22 protein-coding genes and 1 pseudogene are annotated in these 23,409 nt (G+C 65.1%); 13 read left to right on the top strand and 10 right to left on the bottom strand.

Going from position 1 to position 23,409, the window contains the following annotated elements; translation table 11 throughout:
* Positions 1-306 (top strand): hypothetical protein (locus BV908_RS22620; protein WP_210434001.1); only part of this gene is annotated, 306 nt, incomplete at its 5' end.
* Positions 307-501: pseudogene (locus BV908_RS07685) on the top strand (hypothetical protein); the annotation flags it as partial. It lies immediately after the preceding gene.
* Between the two features lie 412 nt (positions 502-913).
* Here BV908_RS07685 and BV908_RS07680 read toward each other — a convergent pair.
* The 3 genes from BV908_RS07680 to BV908_RS07670 all read right to left on the bottom strand — a co-directional run bounded on the left by BV908_RS07680 (position 914) and on the right by BV908_RS07670 (position 5,175).
* Positions 914-1,474 (bottom strand): DUF2889 domain-containing protein, encoded by a 561-nt coding sequence (locus tag BV908_RS07680; protein WP_103737739.1) that lies wholly within the window; start codon positions 1,472-1,474, stop codon positions 914-916.
* Between the two features lie 75 nt (positions 1,475-1,549).
* The gene (locus BV908_RS07675; protein WP_047351344.1) at positions 1,550-2,983 is read right to left on the bottom strand and encodes an aldehyde dehydrogenase family protein; all 1,434 of its coding nucleotides are present in this window, start codon (positions 2,981-2,983) and stop codon (positions 1,550-1,552) included.
* A 107-nt stretch (positions 2,984-3,090) separates the two neighbouring features.
* Complete coding sequence (locus tag BV908_RS07670) at positions 3,091-5,175, bottom strand: sodium-translocating pyrophosphatase (protein WP_103737738.1); 2,085 nt, start codon at positions 5,173-5,175, stop codon at positions 3,091-3,093.
* 240 nt (positions 5,176-5,415) lie between these two features.
* On the opposite strand from BV908_RS07670, the gene ppa reads away from it, so the two are divergent.
* Entirely contained in the window at positions 5,416-5,946 is a 531-nt protein-coding gene (ppa, locus tag BV908_RS07665) for an inorganic diphosphatase (RefSeq protein WP_015913465.1), read from the top strand.
* Between the two features lie 214 nt (positions 5,947-6,160).
* Positions 6,161-6,667 carry a chemotaxis protein CheW gene (locus BV908_RS07660; protein ID WP_011805023.1) on the top strand — a complete coding sequence of 169 codons (507 nt, stop codon included), beginning with the start codon at positions 6,161-6,163 and terminating at the stop codon, positions 6,665-6,667.
* Between the two features lie 68 nt (positions 6,668-6,735).
* Here BV908_RS07660 and BV908_RS07655 read toward each other — a convergent pair whose 3' ends face one another.
* A complete protein-coding gene (locus tag BV908_RS07655) occupies positions 6,736-7,956 on the bottom strand; it encodes a GNAT family N-acetyltransferase (protein WP_103737737.1) in 1,221 nt (406 codons plus the stop codon).
* Between the two features lie 305 nt (positions 7,957-8,261).
* Between BV908_RS07655 and BV908_RS07650 the strand changes: the two genes are divergently transcribed.
* Together BV908_RS07650 and BV908_RS07645 are read left to right on the top strand one after the other, a co-directional pair.
* Positions 8,262-9,926: an NAD+ synthase gene (locus BV908_RS07650; protein ID WP_103737736.1), complete on the top strand. Its 1,665-nt coding sequence runs from the start codon at positions 8,262-8,264 to the stop codon at positions 9,924-9,926.
* 68 nt (positions 9,927-9,994) lie between these two features.
* A complete protein-coding gene (locus BV908_RS07645; RefSeq protein ID WP_011805026.1) occupies positions 9,995-10,333 on the top strand; it encodes a P-II family nitrogen regulator in 339 nt (112 codons plus the stop codon).
* Between the two features lie 50 nt (positions 10,334-10,383).
* Here the strand turns inward: BV908_RS07645 and BV908_RS07640 are convergent, their stop codons facing one another.
* From BV908_RS07640 to BV908_RS07615, 6 genes are all read right to left on the bottom strand, one after another.
* Positions 10,384-10,977 carry a TIGR00730 family Rossman fold protein gene (locus BV908_RS07640; protein ID WP_103737735.1) on the bottom strand — a complete coding sequence of 198 codons (594 nt, stop codon included), beginning with the start codon at positions 10,975-10,977 and terminating at the stop codon, positions 10,384-10,386.
* Entirely contained in the window at positions 10,970-11,371 is a 402-nt protein-coding gene (locus tag BV908_RS07635) for a diacylglycerol kinase (RefSeq protein ID WP_103737734.1), read from the bottom strand. The genes BV908_RS07640 and BV908_RS07635 overlap by 8 nt, the downstream gene beginning before the upstream one ends.
* A gap of 96 nt (positions 11,372-11,467) precedes the next feature.
* Complete coding sequence (locus tag BV908_RS07630; RefSeq protein ID WP_103737733.1) at positions 11,468-12,028, bottom strand: RDD family protein; 561 nt, start codon at positions 12,026-12,028, stop codon at positions 11,468-11,470.
* Between the two features lie 30 nt (positions 12,029-12,058).
* On the bottom strand, positions 12,059-12,886 hold the full coding sequence (locus BV908_RS07625; RefSeq protein ID WP_103737732.1) for a DUF3106 domain-containing protein: 828 nt from the start codon (positions 12,884-12,886) through the stop codon (positions 12,059-12,061).
* Between the two features lie 13 nt (positions 12,887-12,899).
* On the bottom strand, positions 12,900-13,361 hold the full coding sequence (locus tag BV908_RS07620) for a DUF3619 family protein (RefSeq protein ID WP_011805031.1): 462 nt from the start codon (positions 13,359-13,361) through the stop codon (positions 12,900-12,902).
* Positions 13,358-13,924 (bottom strand): RNA polymerase sigma factor, encoded by a 567-nt coding sequence (locus tag BV908_RS07615; RefSeq protein ID WP_011805032.1) that lies wholly within the window; start codon positions 13,922-13,924, stop codon positions 13,358-13,360. Before BV908_RS07615 ends, BV908_RS07620 begins: the two co-directional genes overlap by 4 nt.
* A 286-nt stretch (positions 13,925-14,210) precedes the next feature.
* Here BV908_RS07615 and BV908_RS07610 point away from each other — a divergent pair, with 286 nt between their 5' ends.
* The 7 genes from BV908_RS07610 to BV908_RS07580 all read left to right on the top strand — a co-directional run bounded on the left by BV908_RS07610 (position 14,211) and on the right by BV908_RS07580 (position 23,389).
* Entirely contained in the window at positions 14,211-16,007 is a 1,797-nt protein-coding gene (locus BV908_RS07610; protein ID WP_103737731.1) for an acetolactate synthase 3 catalytic subunit, read from the top strand.
* Between the two features lie 140 nt (positions 16,008-16,147).
* Positions 16,148-16,639, top strand: a complete 492-nt coding sequence (gene ilvN / locus BV908_RS07605) for an acetolactate synthase small subunit (RefSeq protein ID WP_103737730.1) — start codon at positions 16,148-16,150, stop codon at positions 16,637-16,639.
* A 58-nt stretch (positions 16,640-16,697) separates the two neighbouring features.
* The gene (gene ilvC / locus BV908_RS07600) at positions 16,698-17,714 is read left to right on the top strand and encodes a ketol-acid reductoisomerase (RefSeq protein WP_011805035.1); all 1,017 of its coding nucleotides are present in this window, start codon (positions 16,698-16,700) and stop codon (positions 17,712-17,714) included.
* Positions 17,715-17,889: 175 nt separating this feature from the next.
* Positions 17,890-18,723, top strand: a complete 834-nt coding sequence (gene pssA, locus BV908_RS07595; RefSeq protein ID WP_011805036.1) for a CDP-diacylglycerol--serine O-phosphatidyltransferase — start codon at positions 17,890-17,892, stop codon at positions 18,721-18,723.
* 221 nt (positions 18,724-18,944) lie between these two features.
* Positions 18,945-20,618 (top strand): 2-isopropylmalate synthase, encoded by a 1,674-nt coding sequence (gene leuA, locus BV908_RS07590; protein ID WP_103737729.1) that lies wholly within the window; start codon positions 18,945-18,947, stop codon positions 20,616-20,618.
* Between the two features lie 35 nt (positions 20,619-20,653).
* Positions 20,654-22,192: a 2-isopropylmalate synthase gene (locus tag BV908_RS07585; RefSeq protein ID WP_011805038.1), complete on the top strand. Its 1,539-nt coding sequence runs from the start codon at positions 20,654-20,656 to the stop codon at positions 22,190-22,192.
* A 114-nt stretch (positions 22,193-22,306) separates the two neighbouring features.
* A complete protein-coding gene (locus BV908_RS07580; protein WP_103737728.1) occupies positions 22,307-23,389 on the top strand; it encodes a serine hydrolase in 1,083 nt (360 codons plus the stop codon).
* Positions 23,390-23,409: the final 20 nt, after the last annotated feature.

The raw sequence follows: 23,409 nt of genomic DNA, 5'->3' as shown, positions 1-23,409 counted from the left end.
CTGGTAGAAATCTTTCGAACCTACTTCAATTATTGCGAGGTCGGCGAAGACGGGAAGACTCCCGCCATGCGGCTCGGATTGGCGAAGGGACCAATTACGGCGGAGGACATCATCTATTACCAACCGCCTTTGCCACCGCGCCGGAGGGCACCGCCCAAACCTGCAGAGCCCAAGCCGCTGCCGCCAGGCGTCTGGCCGGCTGAACTGTTCGACGTCCGAAAAGAAGAACCCCTCCTCACCTTGCGGCGGGAGGGGTCTGAAACGAACCGAGCTGCTGGCTTAGCAACTCCTAGCGAGAACGGCTAGCCCATCTCCACCCCTGCCATCCGCTCGGCACTGGAACTGGGCCAGGCGCAGTGGGTGTTTTTCGAGGCCGCCCTCAAGCGCCAGCCAGACCCGCGCGGCCTGGAAAACGTGGCCACCACCAGCGAGCGCCTGCTGGAGGTTACGGACAGCTTGACTTCGCTGTACGAGGTGGCCCTGCAGGACGTGCTGGGCTGACCCCCTGCGGCCACAAGAGCAACTGCGTGTCTCATCGGCGCGGCGCCCGGCTGCACCGCCTTTCCCGGGGGAGGGAAGGCCGACGTGGCTGGGCTGGTTGCCCCGCTGGGCAGCAGCTGTGGCGCGCGGGACACGGCCTTGGCTCGACCGCCCAGCCGCGCGCCCCCGGCGGATGTGCCACGCCACTCTCCACTCTTTCTACTAACCAGGGGCTGGCTAACCAGGGGTTGGCGCAGGCCGTCCGTCGGGCCGAGCCGTTCAAGCGCTATTCATCCTCCGCGAGTGGCCGGATGGTGAACCTGAGCCGCGCGCCAGCACATGCTGTCGATCTCAATCAGGTCTATAGGTAAAAATTGCCTCTAGCGCCCGTGCAGCAAGCGCGGACAGCTATTGAATCGGGAGCGGTTGCCGATCAGGCTGCCTTCGGCGTGCGCGGCGCGCGGCCGTAGAACTGCGGGTAGTGCTCCTTCACTCCCTGACCGCTGAAGTCCCAACCCGTGCACTGGCCCAAGTGGCGTGGCGGCTCGTCGCCTTCATTCTGGAATGCGGCGTGAATCGTCTGGAACGTGGCCGTGGCCAGGTTGAACAGCAGTTCCCGCAGATGGGTGCAACCGGCCACGCCGCCCAGGTGGGTCTGGATGGACTGGCGCCAGCCGCGCGCCATGCTGCAGCCCACCATCGCCTGCAGGGCGCGCTGCGCTTGTGTGCAGCCCGCCAGGGGATGGGCATCCATGGCGGATTCGATGGCGCGCACCACCAGGTCGCGGTCCACGGTGACGCGCAGCCACAGGTGGTGGATGGGGTCGCCGGCGCGGCGCACGCCGTCCGGGTAGCGCAGCGACGGCAGGTCCTGCGGCTTGCTGTCGTGCAGCTCGCCCTCGATGTCCCAGAGCCCGTCCTCGCGCTCGTAACCCTGGTAGGTGACGCGTCGGACATGGCGGGCAGTGCGGGGGGCAGGGGATGACAGAGGCATGGGGTCGAGATGGGAAACGTATCAGCGGGCAAGCGAGCACTGGCGGGGCACCGCAGGGCACGCGGCTCGCAGGGATCAGCCGTGGCGGATGGCCACGGTCTTGAGGGTGGTGAAGCCGTAGAGCGCCTCGAAACCCTTCTCGCGTCCGTGTCCGCTGGACTTCACGCCGCCAAACGGCAATTCGACGCCGCCGGCTGCGCCGTAGTTGTTGATGAACACCTGGCCGCTGGCAATGCGCCGCGCCATGCGGAACTGGCGCGCGCCATCGCGCGTCCACACGCCCGCCACCAGGCCAAAGGGCGTGCCGTTGGCGAGCTCCACGGCGTGGTCTTCGTCGTCGAAGGGCATGGCGGCCAGCACGGGGCCGAAGATTTCCTCCTGCGCCAGGCGGTGCTGCGCCGGTACGTCGCGCAGCAGGGTGGGGGCCTGGTAGAAGCCCGTGTCGGGCGCTTCGTCCACCACGGTGCCCTGCGCGGCCAGGGGAATGCCAGCCACCTGCGCATCGGACAGGTAATCCCACACGCGCTGCTGCTGGCTCTGGCGGATCAGCGGCCCCAGGTCCAGGTCCATGGCGGCGGGGCCCACGCGCAGCGCCTCGAAGGCCTTTGACAGGCGCTCCAGCAGCGGTTCGTAGATCAGGGAATCGATCAGCACGCGCGAGCCAGCCGAGCAGGTTTGCCCAGCGTTCTGCACGATGGCGTTCACGAGCACGGGCACGGCGGCGTCCAGGTCGGCGTCGGCAAAGACGATCTGCGGGCTCTTGCCGCCCAGCTCCAGCGTGACCGGGCAGTGGCGCTCTGCGGCGGCCTGCTGGATCAGCGTGCCCACCTTGGGGCTGCCGGTGAAGCTGATGTGCTGGATGCCGGGGTGGCGCGCCAGCGCGTCGCCGACCTCGTGGCCGTAGCCGGTCACGAGGTTCAGCGCGCCGGCAGGGAAACCCACCTCGACCGCCAACTGGGCCACGCGCAGCAGGGACAGGCAGGCGTCCTCGGCCGGCTTGACCACGCACACGTTGCCGGCCGCCAGTGCGGCGCCCACGCAGCGCCCGAAGATCTGCATGGGGTAGTTCCACGGCACGATGTGGCCGGTCACGCCATGCGGCTCGCGCCAGGTCAACACGCTGAAGCCGTCGGGGTAGGGAATGGTCTCGCCGTGCAGCTTGTCGCAGGCGCCGGCGTAGAACTCGAAGTAGCGCGCCAGGGCGTGTGCGTCGGCCCGTGCCTGCCGGGTGGGCTTGCCGCAGTCGCGTTGCTCGATGGCGGCCAACTCCTCGGCATGCTCGGTGATCTTGGCCGACAGCCGCATCAGCAGCCTGCCACGCTCGGCCGGGGCCAGCTTGCGCCACACGCTGTGGTAGCACTGCTGCGCCGCATGCACGGCGGCATCGATGTCCTCGGCCGTGCCGCGCTGGATTTCATCGTACGGCTGGCCGTCGGAGGGGTCGATCACGGCAATGGTGCGGCCCGAAGTCGAGGCCACGCCGGCGTTGGCGATGTGGTGGAGCTGCATGGGCCTGATTGTGCGGCAGGCGTGCGCAGCGTGCTGGGCTACGAGCCGGAATGCCGTCCAGCGCCCAAGGGACGGGCGCTGGCAGCTTCTCTTTTGATAGTGCCGGGTCAGCCGGCGTGGAACTTCACCACCAGCGGCACGATGAGCAGCGCCACGATGTTGATGATCTTGATGAGCGGGTTCACCGCCGGGCCGGCTGTGTCCTTGTAGGGGTCGCCCACGGTGTCGCCGGTGACGGCGGCCTTGTGCGCTTCGCTGCCCTTGCCGCCGTGGTGGCCGTCCTCGATGAACTTTTTGGCGTTGTCCCAGGCGCCGCCGCCGGTGCACATGCTGATGGCCACGAACAGGCCCGTGACGATGGTGCCCATGAGCAGGCCGCCCAGCGCTTTCGGCCCCAGCGCCAGGCCCACGATGATGGGCACGGCCACGGGCAGCAGGCTGGGGATGATCATCTCCTTGATGGCGGCGCTGGTCAGCATGTCGACCGCGCGGCCGTACTCGGGCTTGGCCGTGCCTTCCATGATGCCCGCGATCTCGCTGAACTGGCGGCGCACCTCCACCACCACGCTGCCGGCGGCGCGGCCCACGGCCTCCATGGCCATGGCGCCGAACAGGTAGGGAATGAGCCCGCCGATGAACAGGCCCACGATGACCATCGGGTCGCTCAGGTCGAAGCGGATCGCCTGGCCGAAGCTCTCCAGCTTGTGCGTGTAGTCGGCGAACAGCACCAGTGCCGCCAGGCCCGCCGAGCCGATGGCGTAGCCCTTGGTCACGGCCTTGGTGGTGTTGCCCACGGCGTCCAGCGGGTCGGTGATGTCGCGCACGCTGCTGGGCAGCTCGGCCATCTCGGCAATGCCGCCGGCGTTGTCGGTGATGGGGCCGTAGGCGTCCAGCGCCACCACGATGCCCGCCATGCTGAGCATGGACATGGCGGCCACGGCCACGCCGTACAGGCCCGCCAGCGTGTACGACACGATGATGGCCGCGCACACGAAGATCACCGGCCAGGCCGTGGAGCGCATGGACACGCCCAGACCCGCGATGATGTTGGTGCCGTGGCCCGTGGTGGACGCCTGCGCGATGTGGCGCACGGGCGAATATTGCGTGCCGGTGTAGAACTCCGTGATCCACACCAGCGCCGCCGTCAGCACCAGGCCGGTGGCGCAGGCGCCGAACAGCCGCATCTGCGCGCCCGTGCCGCCCAGCGCGTTGTCGGGGATGACCCAGGCCGTAACGAACCAGAACGCGACGAGCGACAGCACGCCCGCGATGGCCAGCCCCCGGTACAGCGCGGGCATCACGTTGCGCATGCCCGGGCCGGCCTGCACGAAGAAGCAGCCGATGATGGAGGCGATGATGGAGACGGCCCCCAGCGCCAGTGGGTAGGTCACGGCCGCGACGGGCGCAGCACCCACCAGCAGCGCGCCCAGCACCATCGTGGCGATGAGGGTGACGGCATAGGTCTCGAACAGGTCGGCCGCCATACCGGCGCAGTCGCCCACGTTGTCGCCCACGTTGTCGGCGATCACGGCGGGGTTGCGGGGGTCGTCCTCGGGGATGCCGGCCTCCACCTTGCCGACCAGGTCCGCACCCACGTCGGCACCCTTGGTGAAGATGCCCCCGCCCAGGCGGGCAAAGATGGAAATCAGCGACGAGCCGAACGCAAAGCCGATCAGCGGGTTGAGCAGCGCCGGCAGGCTGGCCGTGGGGGTGAGCCGGCCATTGCCGACCAGGAACCACGCGAAGGCGGTCACGCCCAGCAGGCCCAGGCCCACCACCAGCATGCCCGTGATGGCCCCGCCGCGGAAGGCAACCTGCAGCGCCGGGCCCATGCCCTGCGTGGCGGCCTGGGCCGTGCGCACGTTGGCGCGCACCGAGACGTTCATGCCGATGAAGCCGCAGGCGCCGGAGAGTACCGCGCCGATGACGAAGCCCACGGCGGTGGTGCCGTCCAGGAACGCCGCAATGAGGATGGCCAGCACGATGCCGACGAAGGCGATGGTCTTGTATTGCCGTGCGAGGTAGGCCGCCGCGCCCATCTGGATGGCGCCGGCGATCTCCTGCATGCGGGCGTTGCCCGGGTCCTTGGAAAGGATCCAGCTGCGTGCCCACAGTCCGTAGGCCACAGCAATCAGTCCGCAAACCAGAGCCAGGACGAGAGGGGCAGTCAGCGCCGAGGTGGAACCAGCCATTCGTTATCTCCATCGGTTGTCAGTTGCACGGAGGGGGAAGCGCAACGCATGGGGGAAGTGCTTCCGCTGCGTTGCTTCCTCGTGCCCCGGTGGTGGGAGACGATTGGCCAACGCAGCCATTTAACGCGAAACCCCCGGTGCAAGCAAGCTGCAAGGGGCGTGCGCCTAAAATCACGGACCGCCTTGCGCACCGCCCCCGGGGCGAAGGCCGTGTCATTCCAACCACTCAACCCCCAAACCATGTCGCTGAACAACGTCAAGCCCGGCAAGAACATTCCCGAAACCTTCAATGTGGTGATCGAGATCCCGGCGGAATCCGATCCCATCAAGTACGAAGTGGACAAGGAGTCGGGTGCCGTCTTCGTGGACCGTTTCCTGACCACGGCCATGTACTACCCCTGCAACTACGGCTACGTGCCCCAGACCCTGTCGGGCGACGGCGACCCGGTGGACGTGCTGGTGATCACTCCGTACCCGCTGCACCCCGGCGTGGTGGTGCCCTGCCGCGCGCTGGGCATCCTGAAGATGGAAGACGAGGCCGGCGTGGACGGCAAGGTGCTGGCCGTGCCCACCACCAAGATCCTCAAGATGTACGAGCCCTGGAAGACCGTGGAGGATGTGAACCCCATGCGCCTGAAGGCCATCAGCCACTTCTTCGAGCACTACAAGGACCTGGAAGAAGGCAAGTGGGTCAAGGTGCTGGGCTGGGAAGGCATCGACGCCGCCCACAAGGAAATCCTGGACGGCGTGGAAAACTACAAGAAAGCCTGATGGTGGCGGGGTGCGGCCCGTATCGCACCCACTCCCTCATCCAGCCCGCCGGCACATGCCCGCGGGCTTTTTTCTTGCAGGGATTTCGGCTTCTGGCAAAATTGTCAGCATAAGTAACCGATGACTGCTATGCTGCCAGGGCGTGCGCGACGCTGGTGTGGCCGGCGGTGCTCGACCTGCGCGCAAGCGCGAGAACATTTCCATAGGAGTTGCCATGTCGTCTTCCATCGCCCAGCGTCCTTCGTACGGCAACGCCAACGCCAGCGGTGCCGCGGAATACCTGACCTTCCGCCTGGGTGAGGAGGAGTACGGCATCGACATCCTGCGCGTGCAGGAAATCCGCTCCTACGAGCAACCCACCCGCATGGCGCACGCGCCGGAGTTCATCAAGGGCGTGATCGATCTGCGCGGCGTGATCGTGCCGATCGTCGACCTGCGCCTGAAGCTGCACTGCGCCAGCGCCGACTACACCGACTTCACCGTGGTCATCATCCTCAACGTGGGCGGCACGGTGCTGGGCGCTGTGGTGGATGCCGTGGCCGACGTGGTGGCTTTGCCGGCCGATGCCATCAAGCCCGCACCGCAGTTCCAGGGGCAGGTGGATTCGTCCTTTGTGCGTGGCATCGCGACCGTGGGCGAGCGCATGCTGATCGTGGTGGACATCGAATCGCTGCTCAGCAGTTCTGAGATGGGATTGGTGCAGTCGGTCGCGACGGCCTGAGGGCCTTCGCGCTGTATCTCTGCCAAGCGCGCCCATGGGCGCGCTTTTTCATGGCCGCGTCCAGCCCGTCAGCCTGCCTGCCGGAAGGGGTTGCGCGCGTGCAGATCCTCCAGGTACTGCTCCACGCCTTCGCCTTCACGCGCCAGGAACCGGTCCACGGCTTCGGCAAACGCCGGGTGCGCCAGCCAGTGGGCGCTCTGCGCGCGCACGGGCAGGAGGGCGCGCGCCATCTTGTGTTCGCCCTGCGCACCGCCTTCGAAACGGTACACGCCCTGCGCGATGCACCACTCGATGGGCTGGTAGTAGCAGGCCTCGAAATGCAGGCAGTCCACCCGTTCTAGCGCACCCCAGTAGCGGCCATAGGCCACGGATTGCATGTCATTTGGGGTGTTTACGCAGTTGGGATAAGCGCCAACAGCTATCAAACTCGTAGCGATGGCGCGGCCTGCGCGCTCCGCCACGAAAAGCACCCAGGCCTCGGGCATGTGCTGCTGCATGGCGTGGAAGAAGGCCCGCGTCAGGTAGGGCGGATTGCCGTGCTCCAGGTAGGTGCGCTCGTAGCAGCGGTAGAAGAAGTCCCAGTCTGCCGTGGTGATCTGCGTGCCCCGCAGCACGCGAAAGCACACCCCCGCCTGGGCCACGCGCCGGCGCTCCTGGCGGATCTTCTTGCGCTTGTCCTGGTTCAGGGAGGCGAGGAAGTCCTCGAAATCCGCGAACCTTGCACTGTCCATGGGCCGCCGGTTGTGCCAGTGGAACTGCACGGTGCTGCGCAGCAGCATCCCCGCCTGGTGCGCTGCAGCCAGATCCTGCTGCGCGCCGAACAGCAGGTGCAGGGACGACAGCTCCGCCTGCTTCGCCCAGTCCAGCACGGCGCGCAGCAGGGCGTCCCGCGCGGCATCGTCGCAGGCCATCAGCCGGGTGCCGGGCACCGGCGTGAACGGCACGGCGGCCACGGCCTTGGGGTAGTACGCCAGCCCGTGGCGGGCGTAGGCATCGGCCCAGGCCCAATCGAACACGTACTCACCGTACGAGTGCGCCTTGGCGTACACGATGCAGGCGGCCTGCAGGTCCGTGCCCGCCCACAGGGTGAACACGACGGGCGTCCAGCCCTGGGCGGGCGTGGCGCTGCCGCTGTCTTCGAGCGCGCACAGGTAGGCATGGCGCAGGAAGGGCGTGGGGTGGGGCTGGTGCGCCAGCAGTGCGTCCCATGCATCGGCGCCCACGCGATGGATCGAGTCGTGCAGGTGCAATGCGTAAGCAGGCGTGCTGGCAGGGCAGGGTGTGGTCATGCAGTGGGCGGTGCCGCAATCAGGGCAGAGCGCATCATGTCCCCAAAGCCCGGACCGCGTAGCCGTGGGGATTTCTCCGCGGTGGCGCAGCCTGCTTAAAAATGAGGCGGTGCAGGGGCGGGCGTTATGAATCAACCACTTAAGCCGCATGTGCCCGCCTCGCCCGCAGCTTATCCACAGGTCTGTCCCTGGCCTGTGGGGACAAGCGCGCAGCCGGGGCGTGCCGCAGGGGCAAGGCGCGGCTCGGGGCGGCGCCAGGGCCCGGGTGACATAATCGTCCGAGACCAACCCGCCCCGCTATTCCCATGCCGTTCGTCATCAGCATCGCCCAACTCAACTTCGTGGTGGGCGACGTGCCGGGCAATGCCCAGAAGATTCTTGCGGCCGCGCGCGATGCCCATGCTGCCGGTGCCCGGCTGCTCCTTACGCCCGAACTGGCGCTGTGCGGCTACGCGGCCGAGGATCTGTACCTGCGGCCAGCCTTCGTGCAGGCGTGCGAGCAGGCGCTGGAAGGGTTGGCGGCCGCTACGGCGGATTGGCCGGGGCTGACGGTGGTCGTGGGGCACCCGCGGCGCGTGGCGCACGGGGTGGGCGAGGGGGGGCGCGGCCTGTGCCACAACGCGGCCAGCGTGCTGCGCGCGGGGCGCATCGAGCACACCTACGCCAAGCAGTACCTGCCCAACTACGAAGTCTTCGACGAACGCCGCTATTTCGTCCCCGGGGATGAGAACTGCGTGTTCGAGGTCGATGGCGTGCGCATGGGCCTGCTGATCTGCGAGGACGCGTGGTACCCCGGGCCGGCGCGCAGCGCGCGGGAGGCGGGCGCGCAGGTGCTGGTCACGCTCAATGCGTCGCCCTACCACCTGGGCAAGGCTGTCGAGCGCGAACAGGTGATGCGCGAGCGCGTGCTGGAAACCGGCCTGCCCCTGGTCTATGCGCACTTGGTCGGCGGGCAGGACGAGGTGGTTTTCGAGGGCCGGTCCTTTGCGCTGAATGCCGATGGCAGCGTGGCGGCTCGTGCGCCAGGATTTGAAGAAAAAACGCTGCTGATCAAGGTGCAGCAAGCGCAAGCAGCTATTGTTTTGGAAGCGCCAGTGGCGCCACACGAGGGCTGGGAGGCGGAGCTGTGGTCCGCCCTGGTGCTGGGCGTGCGCGACTACGTGGGCAAGAACGGCTTCCCCGGCGTGCTGCTGGGCCTGTCGGGGGGCATGGACTCGGCGCTGGTGCTGGCCATTGCCGTGGACGCGCTGGGCGCCGACAAGGTGCGCACAGTGATGATGCCCTCGCCCTACACGGCCGACATCAGCTGGATCGATGCGCGCGACATGGCCGGGCGGCTGGGGGTGCGCTATGACGAAATCGCCATCGCCCCGCAGTTCGAGGCTTTCAAGACTGCGCTGGCGCCGCAGTTCGCCGGCCTGCCCGAGGACACGACGGAAGAGAATCTGCAAGCGCGCATCCGCGGCATGCTGCTGATGGCGCTGTCGAACAAGTTCGGCAGCCTGGTGCTGACCACGGGCAACAAGAGCGAGCTGGCCACGGGCTACTGCACGCTTTACGGCGACATGGCCGGGGGCTTTGCCGTGATCAAGGACGTGGTCAAGACGCGCGTGTTCGCCTTGGCCCGGTGGCGCAACGCCAATGACCCGTATGGCACCGGCGCGAATCCCATTCCCGAGCGCATCATCACCCGTCCGCCCAGTGCCGAACTGCGTCCCGACCAGAAAGACCAGGACAGTCTGCCGCCCTATGAGGTACTGGACGCCATCGTCGAGCGCTACATGGAAAATGACGAGCCTCTGGAAGACATCGTGCGCGCCGGCTTTGAACGTGCCGATGTCGAACGTGTGACCCGGCTCATCAAGCTCAACGAATACAAGCGCCGCCAGGCGCCTGTGGGCGTGCGCGTCACGCGCCGCAGCTTCGGCAAGGACTGGCGCTACCCCATCACCAACCGATTCAGGGCCTGAGCCCCCTGTGGCGGCCGCTGGGTCGCCGTGCCGTGCCCGCCGCTTTTTAGATATTTGAGGAGTTCCCCATGCAAATGATCACCGCCGTCATCAAGCCCTTCAAACTGGAGGAAGTCCGCGAGGCCTTGGCCGAATGTGGGGTAACGGGGCTGACGGTGACCGAGGTGAAGGGCTTCGGCCGGCAAAAGGGCCATACCGAGCTGTACCGTGGTGCTGAATACGTGGTGGACTTCCTGCCCAAGGTCAAGATCGAGGTGGTGGTGCGCACCGAAGACGTGGACCGCTGCGTGGACGCGATCGTAGGCGCGGCGCGCACCGGCAAGATCGGCGACGGCAAGATTTTCGTCACCGCCGTGGAGCGCGTGGTGCGCATCCGCACAGGCGACCTGGACGACGCCGCGGTGTAACGAACGGCACGTCTGTCAATCCCGCGCACGCCAGCGCGGTGGGACAGCCGTCAGATCACGCTGCGCAGGGGGATGGCGCTGGCATTCGCGCCTGCGTCCTGTACCAGCGCGGTGAGCAGGGCATCGGGCTCCGTACCCACGCGGATCAGGCCCATCTGCCATTCCCCCATGAGCCCGCCATGTACCGCATGCTGCAGGAAGCCCAGCATGCCGCCGTAGTAGCCGTCGGTGTCCAACAGGCCGATAGGCTTGTCGTGGTAGCCCAGCTGGCGCCAGGTCCAGACTTCGAACAGCTCTTCCAGTGTGCCGATGCCGCCCGGCAGGGCGACGAAGGCATCGCTGCGCTCGGCCATCATGGCCTTGCGCTCGTGCATGGTCTGCACGATGTGCAGCTCATCGCAGAAGTGGTTCGCCAGTTCCTTGTCCACCAGAGCCTGCGGAATGATGCCCACGACCCGGCCGCCTGCCACGCGCGTGGCCTCCGCCACCGTGCCCATGAGGCCGCTGCGGCCGCCGCCGTAGACCAACTGGCCGCCGTGGCGGCCTATCCAGTGGCCCACGGCCGTGGCCGCTTCTGTGAACGAGGGGTTGTTGCCCGGGCGAGAGCCCAGGTACACGCAGATCGAAAAAGCGACATCAGCCATGTAGGAACCTTTGGTAGAGCGCGGCCGCCCACACGGCTGCGCACAGCAGCAGGCTGAGCAGCACCGCTGCGCTGCCTAAGTCCTTGGCGCGCTTGGACAGCGGATGCAGTTCATGCCCGATGCGATCGATGGCGGCCTCGATGCCGGAGTTGAGCAATTCGGTGATCAGCACCAACACCACCACCGCCGCCAGTACAGCGGTCTGCATCCAGTCCCGCCCGACGTAAAAGGACGAAGGCAGCAGCAGGGCTGCCAGGCACACCTCCTGGCGAAACGCCTTTTCTTCCCATCCTGCCCGCAGGCCCGTCAGGGAGTAGCCCGTGGCATGCCACAGCCGGCGCAAGCCGGTGCGTTGCTTGTGGGGGTGTGGTGCGGAGGACGTGGGATCAGGCATTCGGACGGTGATTGTCGCGCTATGGGAAGGCGAACTGCAGGGGTTGTGCGCATAGCTTGCGCGTCAGATGCACACGTGCGTGGCCCAGTCCGCCCCTCAACCCTTGCGGCGGGGCGGCACTTCGTAATGCACCAGGCGGGTACCGGCGAGTGCGTCGTGCCAGAACTGGCGTTGCGGGTGAAATCGGCTGAGCAGGGCCCATACCGCGACCCAGCCCGCCACGATGACGGTGGCTTCGCCCGCGGACAGTTGAAAGGGTGCGATCACCGCCAATGGGGGCAGGAACCACAGCCAGCACAACAAGTAGCGCAGCAGCGCCCGTGGTTGCGAAAGGGAGCGCCCCTGCCGGTCTTCCACCCGGATGTGCCAGGTCTTCATGGCAAGCGTGTGTCCCTGGGACCAGAACCAGACGAAGTAGATGCCGAACACCACGAACAGAAAGGCCTGCAGCGCGTGGCGGTTGTCCAGCCCATGCCGCGTCTGTGTCAGGGTGCTGAACAGGTAGCCCGCGATGAACACCACCCCGAACATCAACATGCCCTCATACAACCAGCAGGCCATGCGGCGCCGCAGCGGAGGGGCGATCGCGCGGGATGCCCCCGGGGCGGCAGCGTCGGAAGGGTGGGGGGTCTGCGGATTGGCGCGCGAGGCAGTCATGCGGGACGGCGAACGGAGATCATGCACCGATCATTGCGGCGGATGCAGGGGGGTCAGGTCCACTGGCGGTTCCGGAGCGGGTTCGGGGACCGAGGCGGGCGCAAGGGGGGGGAGCGGCGCAGGCAGTGCGGACGGGATCGTGACCGGCGATGTTTGCACGACCACGGGGGGCGGCACCGGCAAGGCCTGGGGCGAATGGAATTCCGCTGGCGGCTGGATTTTCGGAGGGTTGGGGACGGCCGGTGGCGCATTGGTGGCTGCAGGGACGCGGGCCAGTTTCTTGGGGGACACCGGGCGTACCGTGGTGGCGGCGCCGGTCGGCCGCGGCGCGGCCTTGGCCGCCAGACGCTTCTTCTCTTCCGCACTCAGCGCCTGGTATGCCTCCCATCGGGCACGCCGGCTGTCGGCCGGGAGCCTGCTGGCGGCGGCATAGTTCAGTCGCGCCTGGCTGCGCTGCTGGGTGCTGAGGCTGGCCCAATCGGTAATGCGTGCGAGCATCTTCGCCTGCTCGTCCTCAGAGAGTGCGTGAAAGCCCGCCGCCAGGTTGAGCCAGTTGCGCTTTTGCCCTTCGCTGAGCACGCTCCAGCGGTCTGCAAGGGGGTAGAGCGCTTCTTTCTGAGGAGTGCTCAGTTCTGTCCAGCGGGGGCCGGCCTCGGCTTGCGGAGCCTGCCGGGGCTCGCTGTAGATTTTGTGCCTGCCATCTCCCAGCGCCTCGGCCGGGACAGGGGTACTGGGCGCCACCCGCACATAGGCAGCCATCCACCACCCCGTCGTCGCCAGCGCACCCAGCAAGACAAAAGCCAGCAAGAATGCTGCTGGCAGGTGGGAGCGTGGGGCGTGCGGGGACGGCTCGTGCATGCAGGCAGTGATCTTATTGCGTCGTATTGGCTGTCTTGAGGTATTGCAGGAAGCCGGGGTCAGCATAGGCCGACGGGGGAAGATCGTCGGTCAGAAGCGCAGCGTCGACTTCGGCGATTTCGGTGGCCACCGTCTCGTCCTGCGCCATATTGATGAAGACCAGCCCCACCACCAGCGCCGTCAGCGGCACGGCGGATACCAGGGCGCGCCACCAGTTGCCACCTTCGCTGCCCCAGCCGCTGAGCGTGGCAGTGGAGCCTTGCGAAGACACGTGCGTGGCCGCGGCTGTCTGACGGGCAGACTGTACGGCGGGGCGCTTGCGCTGCGCCAACGCCTGCATGCGGGCGGCGCGCAGGCGCTCGGTGATGTCGTAGGGAAGGCTGGCATTGCCTTCGCTCAGGCGCGCCGTAAGGCGGCGGGCGAACGCATCCGCGGCCTGGGTGATTTCCGGCGGGTATTCTGGAGGGCGGTTCATAGCACGATTCCTTTGGCCTTCAGTGCCTTGCTGAGGGTTTGGATGGCCCGAAAGCAGTGTGTCTTGACGCTGCCTTCGGAGCAACCCATGGCGGCTGCGGTTTCTGCGACATCCATTTCCTCCCAGTAACGCATCAAAAATGCCTCCCGTTGACGCGGGGGCAGTTCTTGGATCTCGGCATCGATATCGCGCAGTACCTGGGCGCGACGCACAGAATCCTCTGCACTCTGTGCCATTTCGCCATTGGCAGCGGCGTGTACCTCGAGAAAATCAAAATCTGAACCATCGTCCGACGGGCCCTCGAAGTCGCTCAGGCTGGAAAAAAGCGCATTGCGCGTCTTCTGTCGCCGGAACCAATCCAGCATGCAGTTGGTGAGGATGCGCTGGAAGAGCATGGGCAGCTCGGCCGGCGGCTTGTCGCCATAGTGCTCGGCCAGCTTGAGCATGCTGTCCTGAACGATGTCCAACGCGGCTTCCTCATTGCGCACATGGTAAAGCGTGCGCTTGAAAGCACGCTTGTCCACGCTTTTGAGGAAGTCGGAGAGCTCTTGTTCAGTAGCCAAAGGCAAAAACCCAAGGAGGGCGAAAGCGGAGTGCGCGCGCAGGTGCGTGCGGCAAGCTGCGAAAGGCAGATTATCGCATTGCCGCGTATTTTTTATGCCGTGCTGCGCCAACTGCATGTGTGCAGTGCAATAATGTGTACTGCAATTCAAAAAGGCAAACGGGTCCCGATCCGGCGCAACACTCATGGCGCCCATGGCCGAGGCCTCAAGTCCCAAGTCGGCTTCACAAGAGTTCGTACAAGGGGCACCCAAGGTTTTTCGTTAGAGAAATTCGCAAAGGTTGATCATGGAAATCTCCAAGGCCGAACTCACGTCGGCGGCTGCGGCCTCTCGCGGCGGCAACTCCTCATCTTCTCCCGGCACCCAGGACCTCATGGGGTCCGAGATTCTCGTCAAGGCTCTGCAGGCCGAGAATGTCCAGTACATCTGGGGCTATCCCGGCGGCGCCGTGCTGTACATCTACGACGCGCTGTACAAGCAGGACACCATTCAGCACGTGCTGGTGCGCCACGAACAGGCGGCGGTGCACGCGGCCGACGGTTATGCCCGCGCGACGGGCGAGGTCGGGGTGGCGCTGGTGACTTCCGGCCCCGGATTGACGAATGCCGTGACGGGCATCGCCACGGCGTATATGGATTCGATCCCCATGGTGATCATCTCCGGCCAGGTGCCCACGCCCGCGATCGGGCTGGATGCCTTCCAGGAGTGCGACACCGTGGGCATCACGCGTCCCATCGTCAAGCACAACTTCCTGGTCAAAGATGTGCGCGACCTGGCGGTGACGCTCAAAAAAGCCTTCCATATCGCGCGCACCGGCCGTCCCGGCCCCGTGGTGGTGGATATCCCGAAGGATGTGTCGTTCAAGAAGACGGCTTTCCATGGTTATCCGCAGAGCGTGGAAATGCGCTCTTACAACCCCGTCAAGAAGGGGCATGGCGGCCAGATCCGCAAGGCACTGCAACTGCTGCTGGCCGCCAAACGACCTTATATCTACACCGGCGGCGGCGTGCTGCTGGGCAATGCGGTGCCCGAGCTGCGCACGCTGGTCGACATGCTGGGCTATCCGGTCACCCACACGCTGATGGGTCTGGGTGCCTACCCGGCCACCGACCGCAAATTCCTGGGCATGCTGGGCATGCACGGCACGATCGAGGCCAACAATGCCATGCAGAACTGCGACGTGCTGCTGGCCGTGGGCGCGCGCTTTGATGACCGCGTCATCGGCAATCCCAAGCATTTCGCGCAGAACGAGCGCAAGATCATCCATATCGATATCGACCCGTCGAGCATTTCCAAGCGCGTGAAGGTGGACATTCCGATCGTGGGCGATGTCAAGGACGTGTTGACTGAGCTGATCTCTATGATCCGCGAGACCACGACACGCCCCGACGCTGGTGCGCTGTCGGCGTGGTGGGAGCAGATCGAGAACTGGCGCGGCCGCGACTGCCTGAAGTACGACCGCGGCAACACCGAGGTCATCAAGCCGCAGTACGTGATCGAGACGCTGTGGAACATGACCCGCGATGCGGACGCCTACGTCACCTCCGACGTGGGCCAGCATCAGATGTGGGCCGCCCAGTTCTACAAGTTCGACGAGCCGCGCCGCTGGATCAACTCCGGCGGCCTGGGTACCATGGGCGTGGGCATTCCCTATGCCATGGGCATCAAGCTGGCCAAGCCCGAGGCCGAGGTGTTCTGCGTGACGGGCGAAGGCTCGGTGCAGATGAACATCCAGGAGCTGTCTACCTGCCTGCAGTACAACACGCCGATCAAGGTGCTGTCGCTCAACAACCGCTACCTGGGCATGGTGCGCCAGTGGCAAGAGATCGAGTACTCGGGCCGCTACAGCCATAGCTACATGGATGCGCTGCCCAACTTCGTGAAGTTGGCTGAGGCCTACGGCCACGTGGGCATGCTCATCGAGCGCCCGCAGGACGTGGAGCCGGCGCTGCGCGAAGCGCGCAAGCTCAAGGACCGCACGGTGTTCCTGGACTTCCGGACCGACCCCACCGAGAACGTGTTCCCGATGGTGCAGGCTGGCAAGGGCATCACCGAGATGCTGCTGGGGTCGGAAGACCTTTAAGCATCAAAAAGGCCTGTAACGCTTGCCTGGCAAGCGCTGGTAGCTATTTATTTAATAGCGTTTTCTGACGAATCTATTGTCTGCCAAGCCTGGCGCTTACCGGCGCCAGGGGAGGGCAGCGAGAAGAGGAAGCTCATCCCATGAAACACATCATCGCCGTCCTGCTGGAGAACGAACCGGGTGCGCTGTCGCGCGTCGTTGGCCTGTTTTCCGCGCGGGGCTACAACATCGAATCGCTGACCGTGGCGCCTACCGAGGACGCGTCCCTGTCGCGCATGACCATCCAGACCCATGGATCGGAAGACGTGATCGAGCAGATCACCAAGCACCTGAACCGCCTCATCGAGGTGGTCAAGGTGGTTGACCTGACCGAAGGCGCCTACACCGAGCGCGAACTCATGATGGTGAAGGTGCGCGCCGTGGGCAAGGAGCGCGAAGAGATGAGGCGCATGGCCGACATCTTTCGCGGACGCATCATCGACGTGACCGAAAAGAGCTACACGATCGAGCTGACCGGCGACCAGTCCAAGAACGACGCTTTCCTGCAGGCCATCGACCGTACCGCCATTTTGGAGACGGTGCGCACGGGCGCCAGCGGCATCGGCCGTGGCGAACGCATCCTGCGTGTGTAAGTACGACAATCCCCCCCGTTTTCCTTTCCCCCTGAACAGAATCCCAACCGGAGCGACCATGAAAGTTTTCTACGACAAAGACTGTGATCTGAGCCTCATCAAGGGCAAGACCGTGGCCATCATCGGCTATGGCAGCCAAGGCCACGCCCATGCCCAAAACCTCAACGACAGCGGCGTGAAGGTCGTGGTCGGCCTGCGCAAGGGCGGCGCTTCGTGGGACAAGGTCGGCAAGGCCGGCCTGACGGTCAAGGAAGTGAACGACGCCGTGAAGGAAGCCGACGTCGTCATGATCCTGCTGCCCGACGAGCAGATCGCCGAGGTCTATAAGAACAACGTCGAGCCCCACATCAAGCAGGGCGCCTCGCTGGCCTTCGCCCACGGCTTCAACGTGCACTACAACCAGGTCGTGCCCCGCGCCGATCTGGATGTGTGGATGGTGGCGCCCAAGGCCCCTGGCCACACCGTGCGCAACACCTACACCCAGGGCGGCGGCGTGCCCCACCTGGTGGCCGTGCACCAGGACAAGTCCGGCAAGGCCCGTGACCTGGCGCTGTCCTACGCCATGGCCAATGGCGGCGGCAAGGCCGGCATCATCGAGACCAACTTCAAGGAAGAGACCGAGACCGACCTGTTCGGCGAGCAGGCCGTGCTGTGCGGTGGCGCTGTCGAGCTGATCAAGATGGGCTACGAGACGCTGGTGGAAGCCGGCTACGCCCCCGAGATGGCCTACTTCGAGTGCCTGCACGAGCTCAAGCTCATCGTGGACCTGATCTACGAAGGCGGCATCGCCAACATGAACTACTCGATCTCGAACAACGCCGAGTTCGGCGAGTACGTGACCGGCCCTGAAGTGATCAACGAGCAGTCGCGCGCCGCTATGCGCAATGCCCTGAAGCGCATCCAGAACGGCGACTACGCCAAGATGTTCATCCAGGAAGGCCGCCTGAACTACCCGAGCATGACGGCCCGCCGCCGCAACACCGCCGACCACAGCATCGAAGTGGTGGGTGCCCAGCTGCGTGCGATGATGCCCTGGATCGCCAAAAACAAGCTGGTGGACCAGACGCGCAACTGATGCGCGAGCGCGGCCGGGCCGCGCTGGCGTCTTTCCCCAAGGCCACCCTGGTGGCCTTTTTTGCGTGCGGGGCAGCGGCTACACTGCGTCCTTTTCCGCACGCGTGTGCGGAACAAAAATACTATTGATTTTATAGCTGTTGGCGCTTGCTGGATGGGCGCTGGAGGTCGATTGAATGCATGATGGCAACGATGCCGCCGAAAACACGGGCGTGATGGTGCGCAAGCGCCGCAAGGGCATCTACATCCTGCCCAACCTGTTCACGCTGGCAGCGTTGTTTGGCGGGTTCTACGCCATTGTCATGGCCATGAATGGCCGCTTCGACTATGCGGCGGTGGGGGTGTTCTGCGCCATGGTGCTGGACAGCCTGGATGGCCGCGTGGCGCGCATGACCAACACGCAAAGCGCGTTCGGTGAGCAGATGGACTCGCTGTCGGACATGGTGTCCTTCGGCGTGGCGCCTGCACTGATCGCCTACGAGTGGGCCCTCAGCGGCCTGGGGCGCTGGGGCTGGATCGCGGCCTTCGTCTACTGTTCATGCGCTGCCCTGCGGCTGGCGCGCTTCAACGTCAACACCGGCACCGTGGACAAGCGCTGGTTCCAGGGGCTTCCATCTCCGGCCGCGGCGGCGCTGGTGACGGGCTTCATCTGGCTGCTGTCCGACGCGGGTGTGCAGCGCGGGCAGGACGGCCTGCTGACCTGGAGCCAGCTCACCTGGGTGATGTTCGGGCTGACGCTGTACGCCGGGCTCACCATGGTGACCAATGCGCCGTTCTACAGCTTCAAGGACCTGCACCTCAAGCGCAGCGTTCCCTTCACGGCCATCGTGCTCATCGTGCTGGGGATCGCCATCATCAACATCCATGCGCCCACGGTGCTGTTCAGCATTTTCGTGGCTTATGGATTGAGCGGCTACGGCGTGTATGCATGGCGGCGTGCCAAGGGGTATCGGGCCAGCGTGATCAGCACCTCCAAGGACGAGCCCGAGGAGCGCGGGTTGCACGAGTAGCCCTGCGTGTCGCCGTGTGTTTTTTGTGCTAGAGTCGTTCGCATGCATTTCCTGTCGCTAGCACTACTACTGAACTTGTCCCTCGGGCAGGCATAGTAGCGCGCGCGTACACACCTACTTCCCACGGCCCGTGAGCACCAGCGACGGGCCGTTTTTGTTTTTCCGGGGTCGCTGGAGCACAGGTCAGACACCTACCTTGTTCCACGAAAGAGAGAATTCCGATGCTGCAGAACCCCGCCGCCAAATACCGTCCCTTTGCCCCCGTGCGCCTGACGGACCGCACCTGGCCCGACGCGGTGATCGACCGCGCGCCCATCTGGTGCAGTGTGGACCTGCGCGACGGCAACCAGGCGTTGATCGAGCCCATGGACATCGCGCGCAAGATGCGCATGTTCGAGCAACTGGTGAAGATCGGATTCAAGGAGATCGAGGTAGGCTTCCCGTCGGCCTCCCAGGTCGAGTTCGACTTCGTGCGCAAGCTCATCGAGGAAGACCGCATTCCTGACGACGTGACCATTCAGGTGCTGACCCAGGCGCGTGACCATCTGATCCGTCGCACGTTTGAGGCTTTGGAAGGCGCGCCCCGCGCCATCGTCCACCTCTATAACGCCACCGCGCCCGTGATGCGCCGCGTGGTGCTGGACATGAGCGAGGACGAAATCGTGGAACTGGCGCGTGGCAACGCGCAGATGTTCAAAGACATCGCTGCCCAGTACCCCCTTACCGACTGGACGTTCCAGTATTCGCCTGAGATGTACTCGGACACCGAACTGGAGTTTTCCAAGCGTGTGATCGATGCGGTGACCGACGTGTGGCAGCCGACACCCCAGAAGAAGTGCATCATCAATCTGCCGACCACGGTGGAGCATTCCACGCCGAACATCTTCGCGGACATGGTCGAGTGGACGCACCGCCACATCCAGCGCCGCGACAGCGTGGTGCTGTCGGTGCACCCGCACAACGACCGCGGCACCGGCACGGCAACGGCGGAGCTGGCCTTGATGGCGGGCGCCGACCGCCTGGAGGGCTGCCTCTTCGGCAACGGCGAACGTACGGGTAACCTGGACGTGGTGAACGTGGCCCTCAACATGTACACGCAAGGCGTGCATCCGGGGCTGGACTTTTCGGACATCGACGGCATCCGCAGCACCGTGGAGTATTGCAACCAGTTACCCGTGCACCCGCGCCATCCGTACGTGGGCGATCTGGTCTATACCTCGTTCTCCGGTTCGCATCAGGACGCCATCAAGAAAGCATTTGCCGCCCGGCGCGAGGGCGACATCTGGGAGATGCCCTACCTGCCGATCGATCCCAAGGATCTGGGGCGCAGTTATGAAGCCATCATTCGCGTCAACAGCCAGTCCGGCAAGGGCGGCATCGCGTATCTGTTGGAGAGTGAATACGGCGTGCAACTGCCGCGGCGCTTGCAGATCGAGTTCAGCCAGGCAGTGCAGCGCGAAATGGACGCCAGCGGCAAGGAGCTCACGGCCGCCGATCTGTGGAGTTTGTTCGAGCGCGAATACCGTCTGGACGAGGCAGCAACGCCGGTATACCGTATGGAAGGCGAAAACGGCACGGTTGCATTGCGCGGACAACTGCCCTGGCAAGGCCAGACGCTGCAGATTGAAGGCGAAGGCGCAGGCCCGATCGACGCATTCGTACAGGCCGTGGCCGCTGCGCTGGACTGCGATGTGCGCGTGCTGGACTACAACGAACATGCCATCAGCGAGGGCGCCCACGCCAAGGCCGTGGCCTATGTCGAGATGCGCATCGATGATCGCCACACCGTATATGGGGTGGGCATGGATGCCAATATCGTGTCAGCCTCGATCCGTGCCATTCTTTCGGGGCTGCAGCGTGCTCCGCAAATACAAGCCCAGGTGATGGTTGCCTGATTCCCTATCCCCACAACGACCTCAAGAGACGATCCATGACCGACAAGCTCATCATTTTCGACACCACCTTGCGCGACGGCGAACAGTCGCCGGGAGCTTCCATGACGCGCGATGAAAAGCTGCGCATTGCCCGTCAATTGGAGCGGCTGCGTGTGGATGTGATCGAGGCGGGTTTTGCCGCCAGTTCCAACGGCGACTTCGAATCGGTGCAGGCCATTGCGCGCGCAGTGAAGGATTCCACGGTCTGCTCGCTGGCACGTGCCAACGACCGGGACATCGCCCGTGCTGCCGAGGCGCTCAAAGAGGCAAACCGCGCGCGCATCCACACGTTCATCGCCACCAGCGCGCTGCACATGGAAAAAAAGCTGCGCATGACGCCCGAGCAGGTGCTGGAGCAAGCCAGGCAGGCGGTGCGTTTTGCACGCAACCTGGTGGAGGACATCGAATTCAGCCCCGAGGATGGCTACCGCAGCGATCCGGACTTCCTGTGCCGCGTGATCGAGACGGTGATCGCGGAGGGCGCCACCACCATCAACGTGCCCGACACCGTGGGTTACGCCATTCCCGAGCTGTACGGCAACTTCATCAAGAACCTTCGCGAGCGCATTCCCAACAGTGACAAGGCCATCTGGTCCGTGCACTGCCACAACGATCTGGGCATGGCGGTCGCCAACTCGCTGGCGGGTGTGAAGATCGGCGGGGCACGCCAGGTGGAGTGCACCATCAACGGCCTGGGCGAGCGTGCGGGCAATTGTTCGCTGGAGGAGGTGGTGATGGCCGTGAAGACGCGGCGCGACTACTTCGGCCTGGACGTCGGCATCGATACCCAGCACATCGTGGCCGCCAGCCGCATGGTCAGCCAGACCACCGGCTTTGTGGTGCAGCCCAACAAGGCCGTGGTGGGCGCCAATGCGTTCGCCCACGCCTCGGGCATCCACCAGGACGGCGTGCTCAAGGCGCGCGACACGTACGAGATCATGCGCGCCGAGGACGTGGGCTGGAGCGCCAACAAGATCGTGCTGGGCAAACTCAGCGGCCGCAATGCGTTCAAGCAACGTCTGCAGGAACTGGGCGTCCAGTTGGAGAGCGAAGGCGAAATCAACGTGGCGTTTGCCAAATTCAAGGAACTCGCCGACCGCAAGAGCGAGATCTTTGACGAGGACATCCTGGCACTCGTGAGCGACGAAAGCGTGACCAGCGAGAAGGAGCAGTTCGGCTTCGTGTCCCTGGCGCAGCACAGCGAAACGGGCGAGCGGCCCGAGGCGACCATCGTGTTCACCGTGGACGGCAAGGAAGTCCGCAGCTCCTCGGAGGGCAACGGCCCGGTCGATGCCTCGATGAAGGCCATCGAGGCGCATGTGCGCAGCGGTGCCGAGATGGTGCTGTACTCGGTGAACGCCATCAGTGGCTCCACCGAAAGCCAGGGCGAAGTCACCGTGCGGTTGCAGAGCGCCGGCCGGGTGGTGAATGGCGTAGGGGCCGACCCCGACATCGTGGTGGCATCGGCCAAGGCCTACCTCAGTGCCCTGAATAAATTACAAAGTAAAGCTGAGCGCGTGGCAGCGCAGGGCTGATACCGCGTCCTATAATTCAGGCACTTTCTAAAAGAGTCGCGCAAGGCATTGATCTTGCGCGACTTTTTTTGATTTTGTACACTGCCACACAGTTTTTGCTGCTTGGAGCATTTGATGCATATGCGCGCTCGCATCGTCTCCCGTATCTCTCAGGGATTGGCCCTTCTGGTGATGGGCATCGCACTGGCCTCGCCGGGCGTGCATGCGGCCGAACGCAAGAAGGCGGTGGCAAAAAAAGCCGCGTCCACCACGGTTGCCAAACGCACCCCCGCTAAATCGTCGGCCAAGGCGCCCCGCCGGACCGTGGCCGTGAAGGCGGCGCGCGCGTCTGCGGTGAGTGCCCGTGCGCCCGTGCGCGTAGCCGCGGAGCCCGCGCGCCTCTCGTTCGGGCAGTTGGCAGGGCTGCACGATGTGAGCGATCCGCTGGACCTGAAGTCGAGCGTGGCACTGGTGATCGATCAGGACACGAAGGAAGTTCTCCTCAGCAAGAATGACCATGCCGTGCTGCCCATCGCTTCGTTGACCAAGCTGATGACCGGCTTGCTCGTTTCCGAGGCGCACTTGCCCATGGACGAGCTCATCACGATCACGCAGGACGACGTGGATACGGAAAAGGGCAGCGGCTCACGGCTTGCGGTGGGAACGACACTCTCGCGCGGTGAACTGCTGCATCTGGCACTCATGTCCAGTGAGAATCGCGCCGCCCATGCGCTGGGACGCACGTTCCCGGGCGGGCTGGATACGTTCGTGGCACGCATGAATGCCAAGGCGAAGCTGCTGGGCATGGCGGATACGCGCTTTGTGGAGCCCACTGGCCTGTCCAGCCGCAACCAGTCCAGCGCGCACGACCTGGCGACGCTCGTGAATGTGGCGCATGGTGATGCGTTGCTGCGTGAACTCTCCACGTCTCCAAGCCACGAGGTCGCCATTGGCCGGCGCACCCTGCAGTACAACAACACCAACCGGCTGGTGAAGAGCCCTTCGTGGGATATCGGCCTGCAGAAGACTGGCTACATCTCGGAAGCGGGGCGCTGCCTGGTGATGCAGGCCGAGGTGGCGGGCCGCAAGCTGATCATGGTGTTCCTCGATTCGGCAGGAAAGTTCAGCCGTCTGGGCGACGCAGAGCGCGTGCGCTCCTGGGTCGAGAAGACTCACCCCAGCGCCGGCGCCATCCTGCACGCAGGAACCAACGGTTAGCCGCGGCTGACTGCGGCCAC

This window comes from Diaphorobacter sp. LR2014-1, from assembly GCF_002916785.1.
GTDB classification, from domain to species: Bacteria; Pseudomonadota; Gammaproteobacteria; order Burkholderiales; family Burkholderiaceae_C; genus Diaphorobacter; species Diaphorobacter nitroreducens.
The sequence above is the reverse complement of the archived record's forward strand: the minus strand, read 5'-3'. Positions and strand labels throughout refer to the sequence as shown.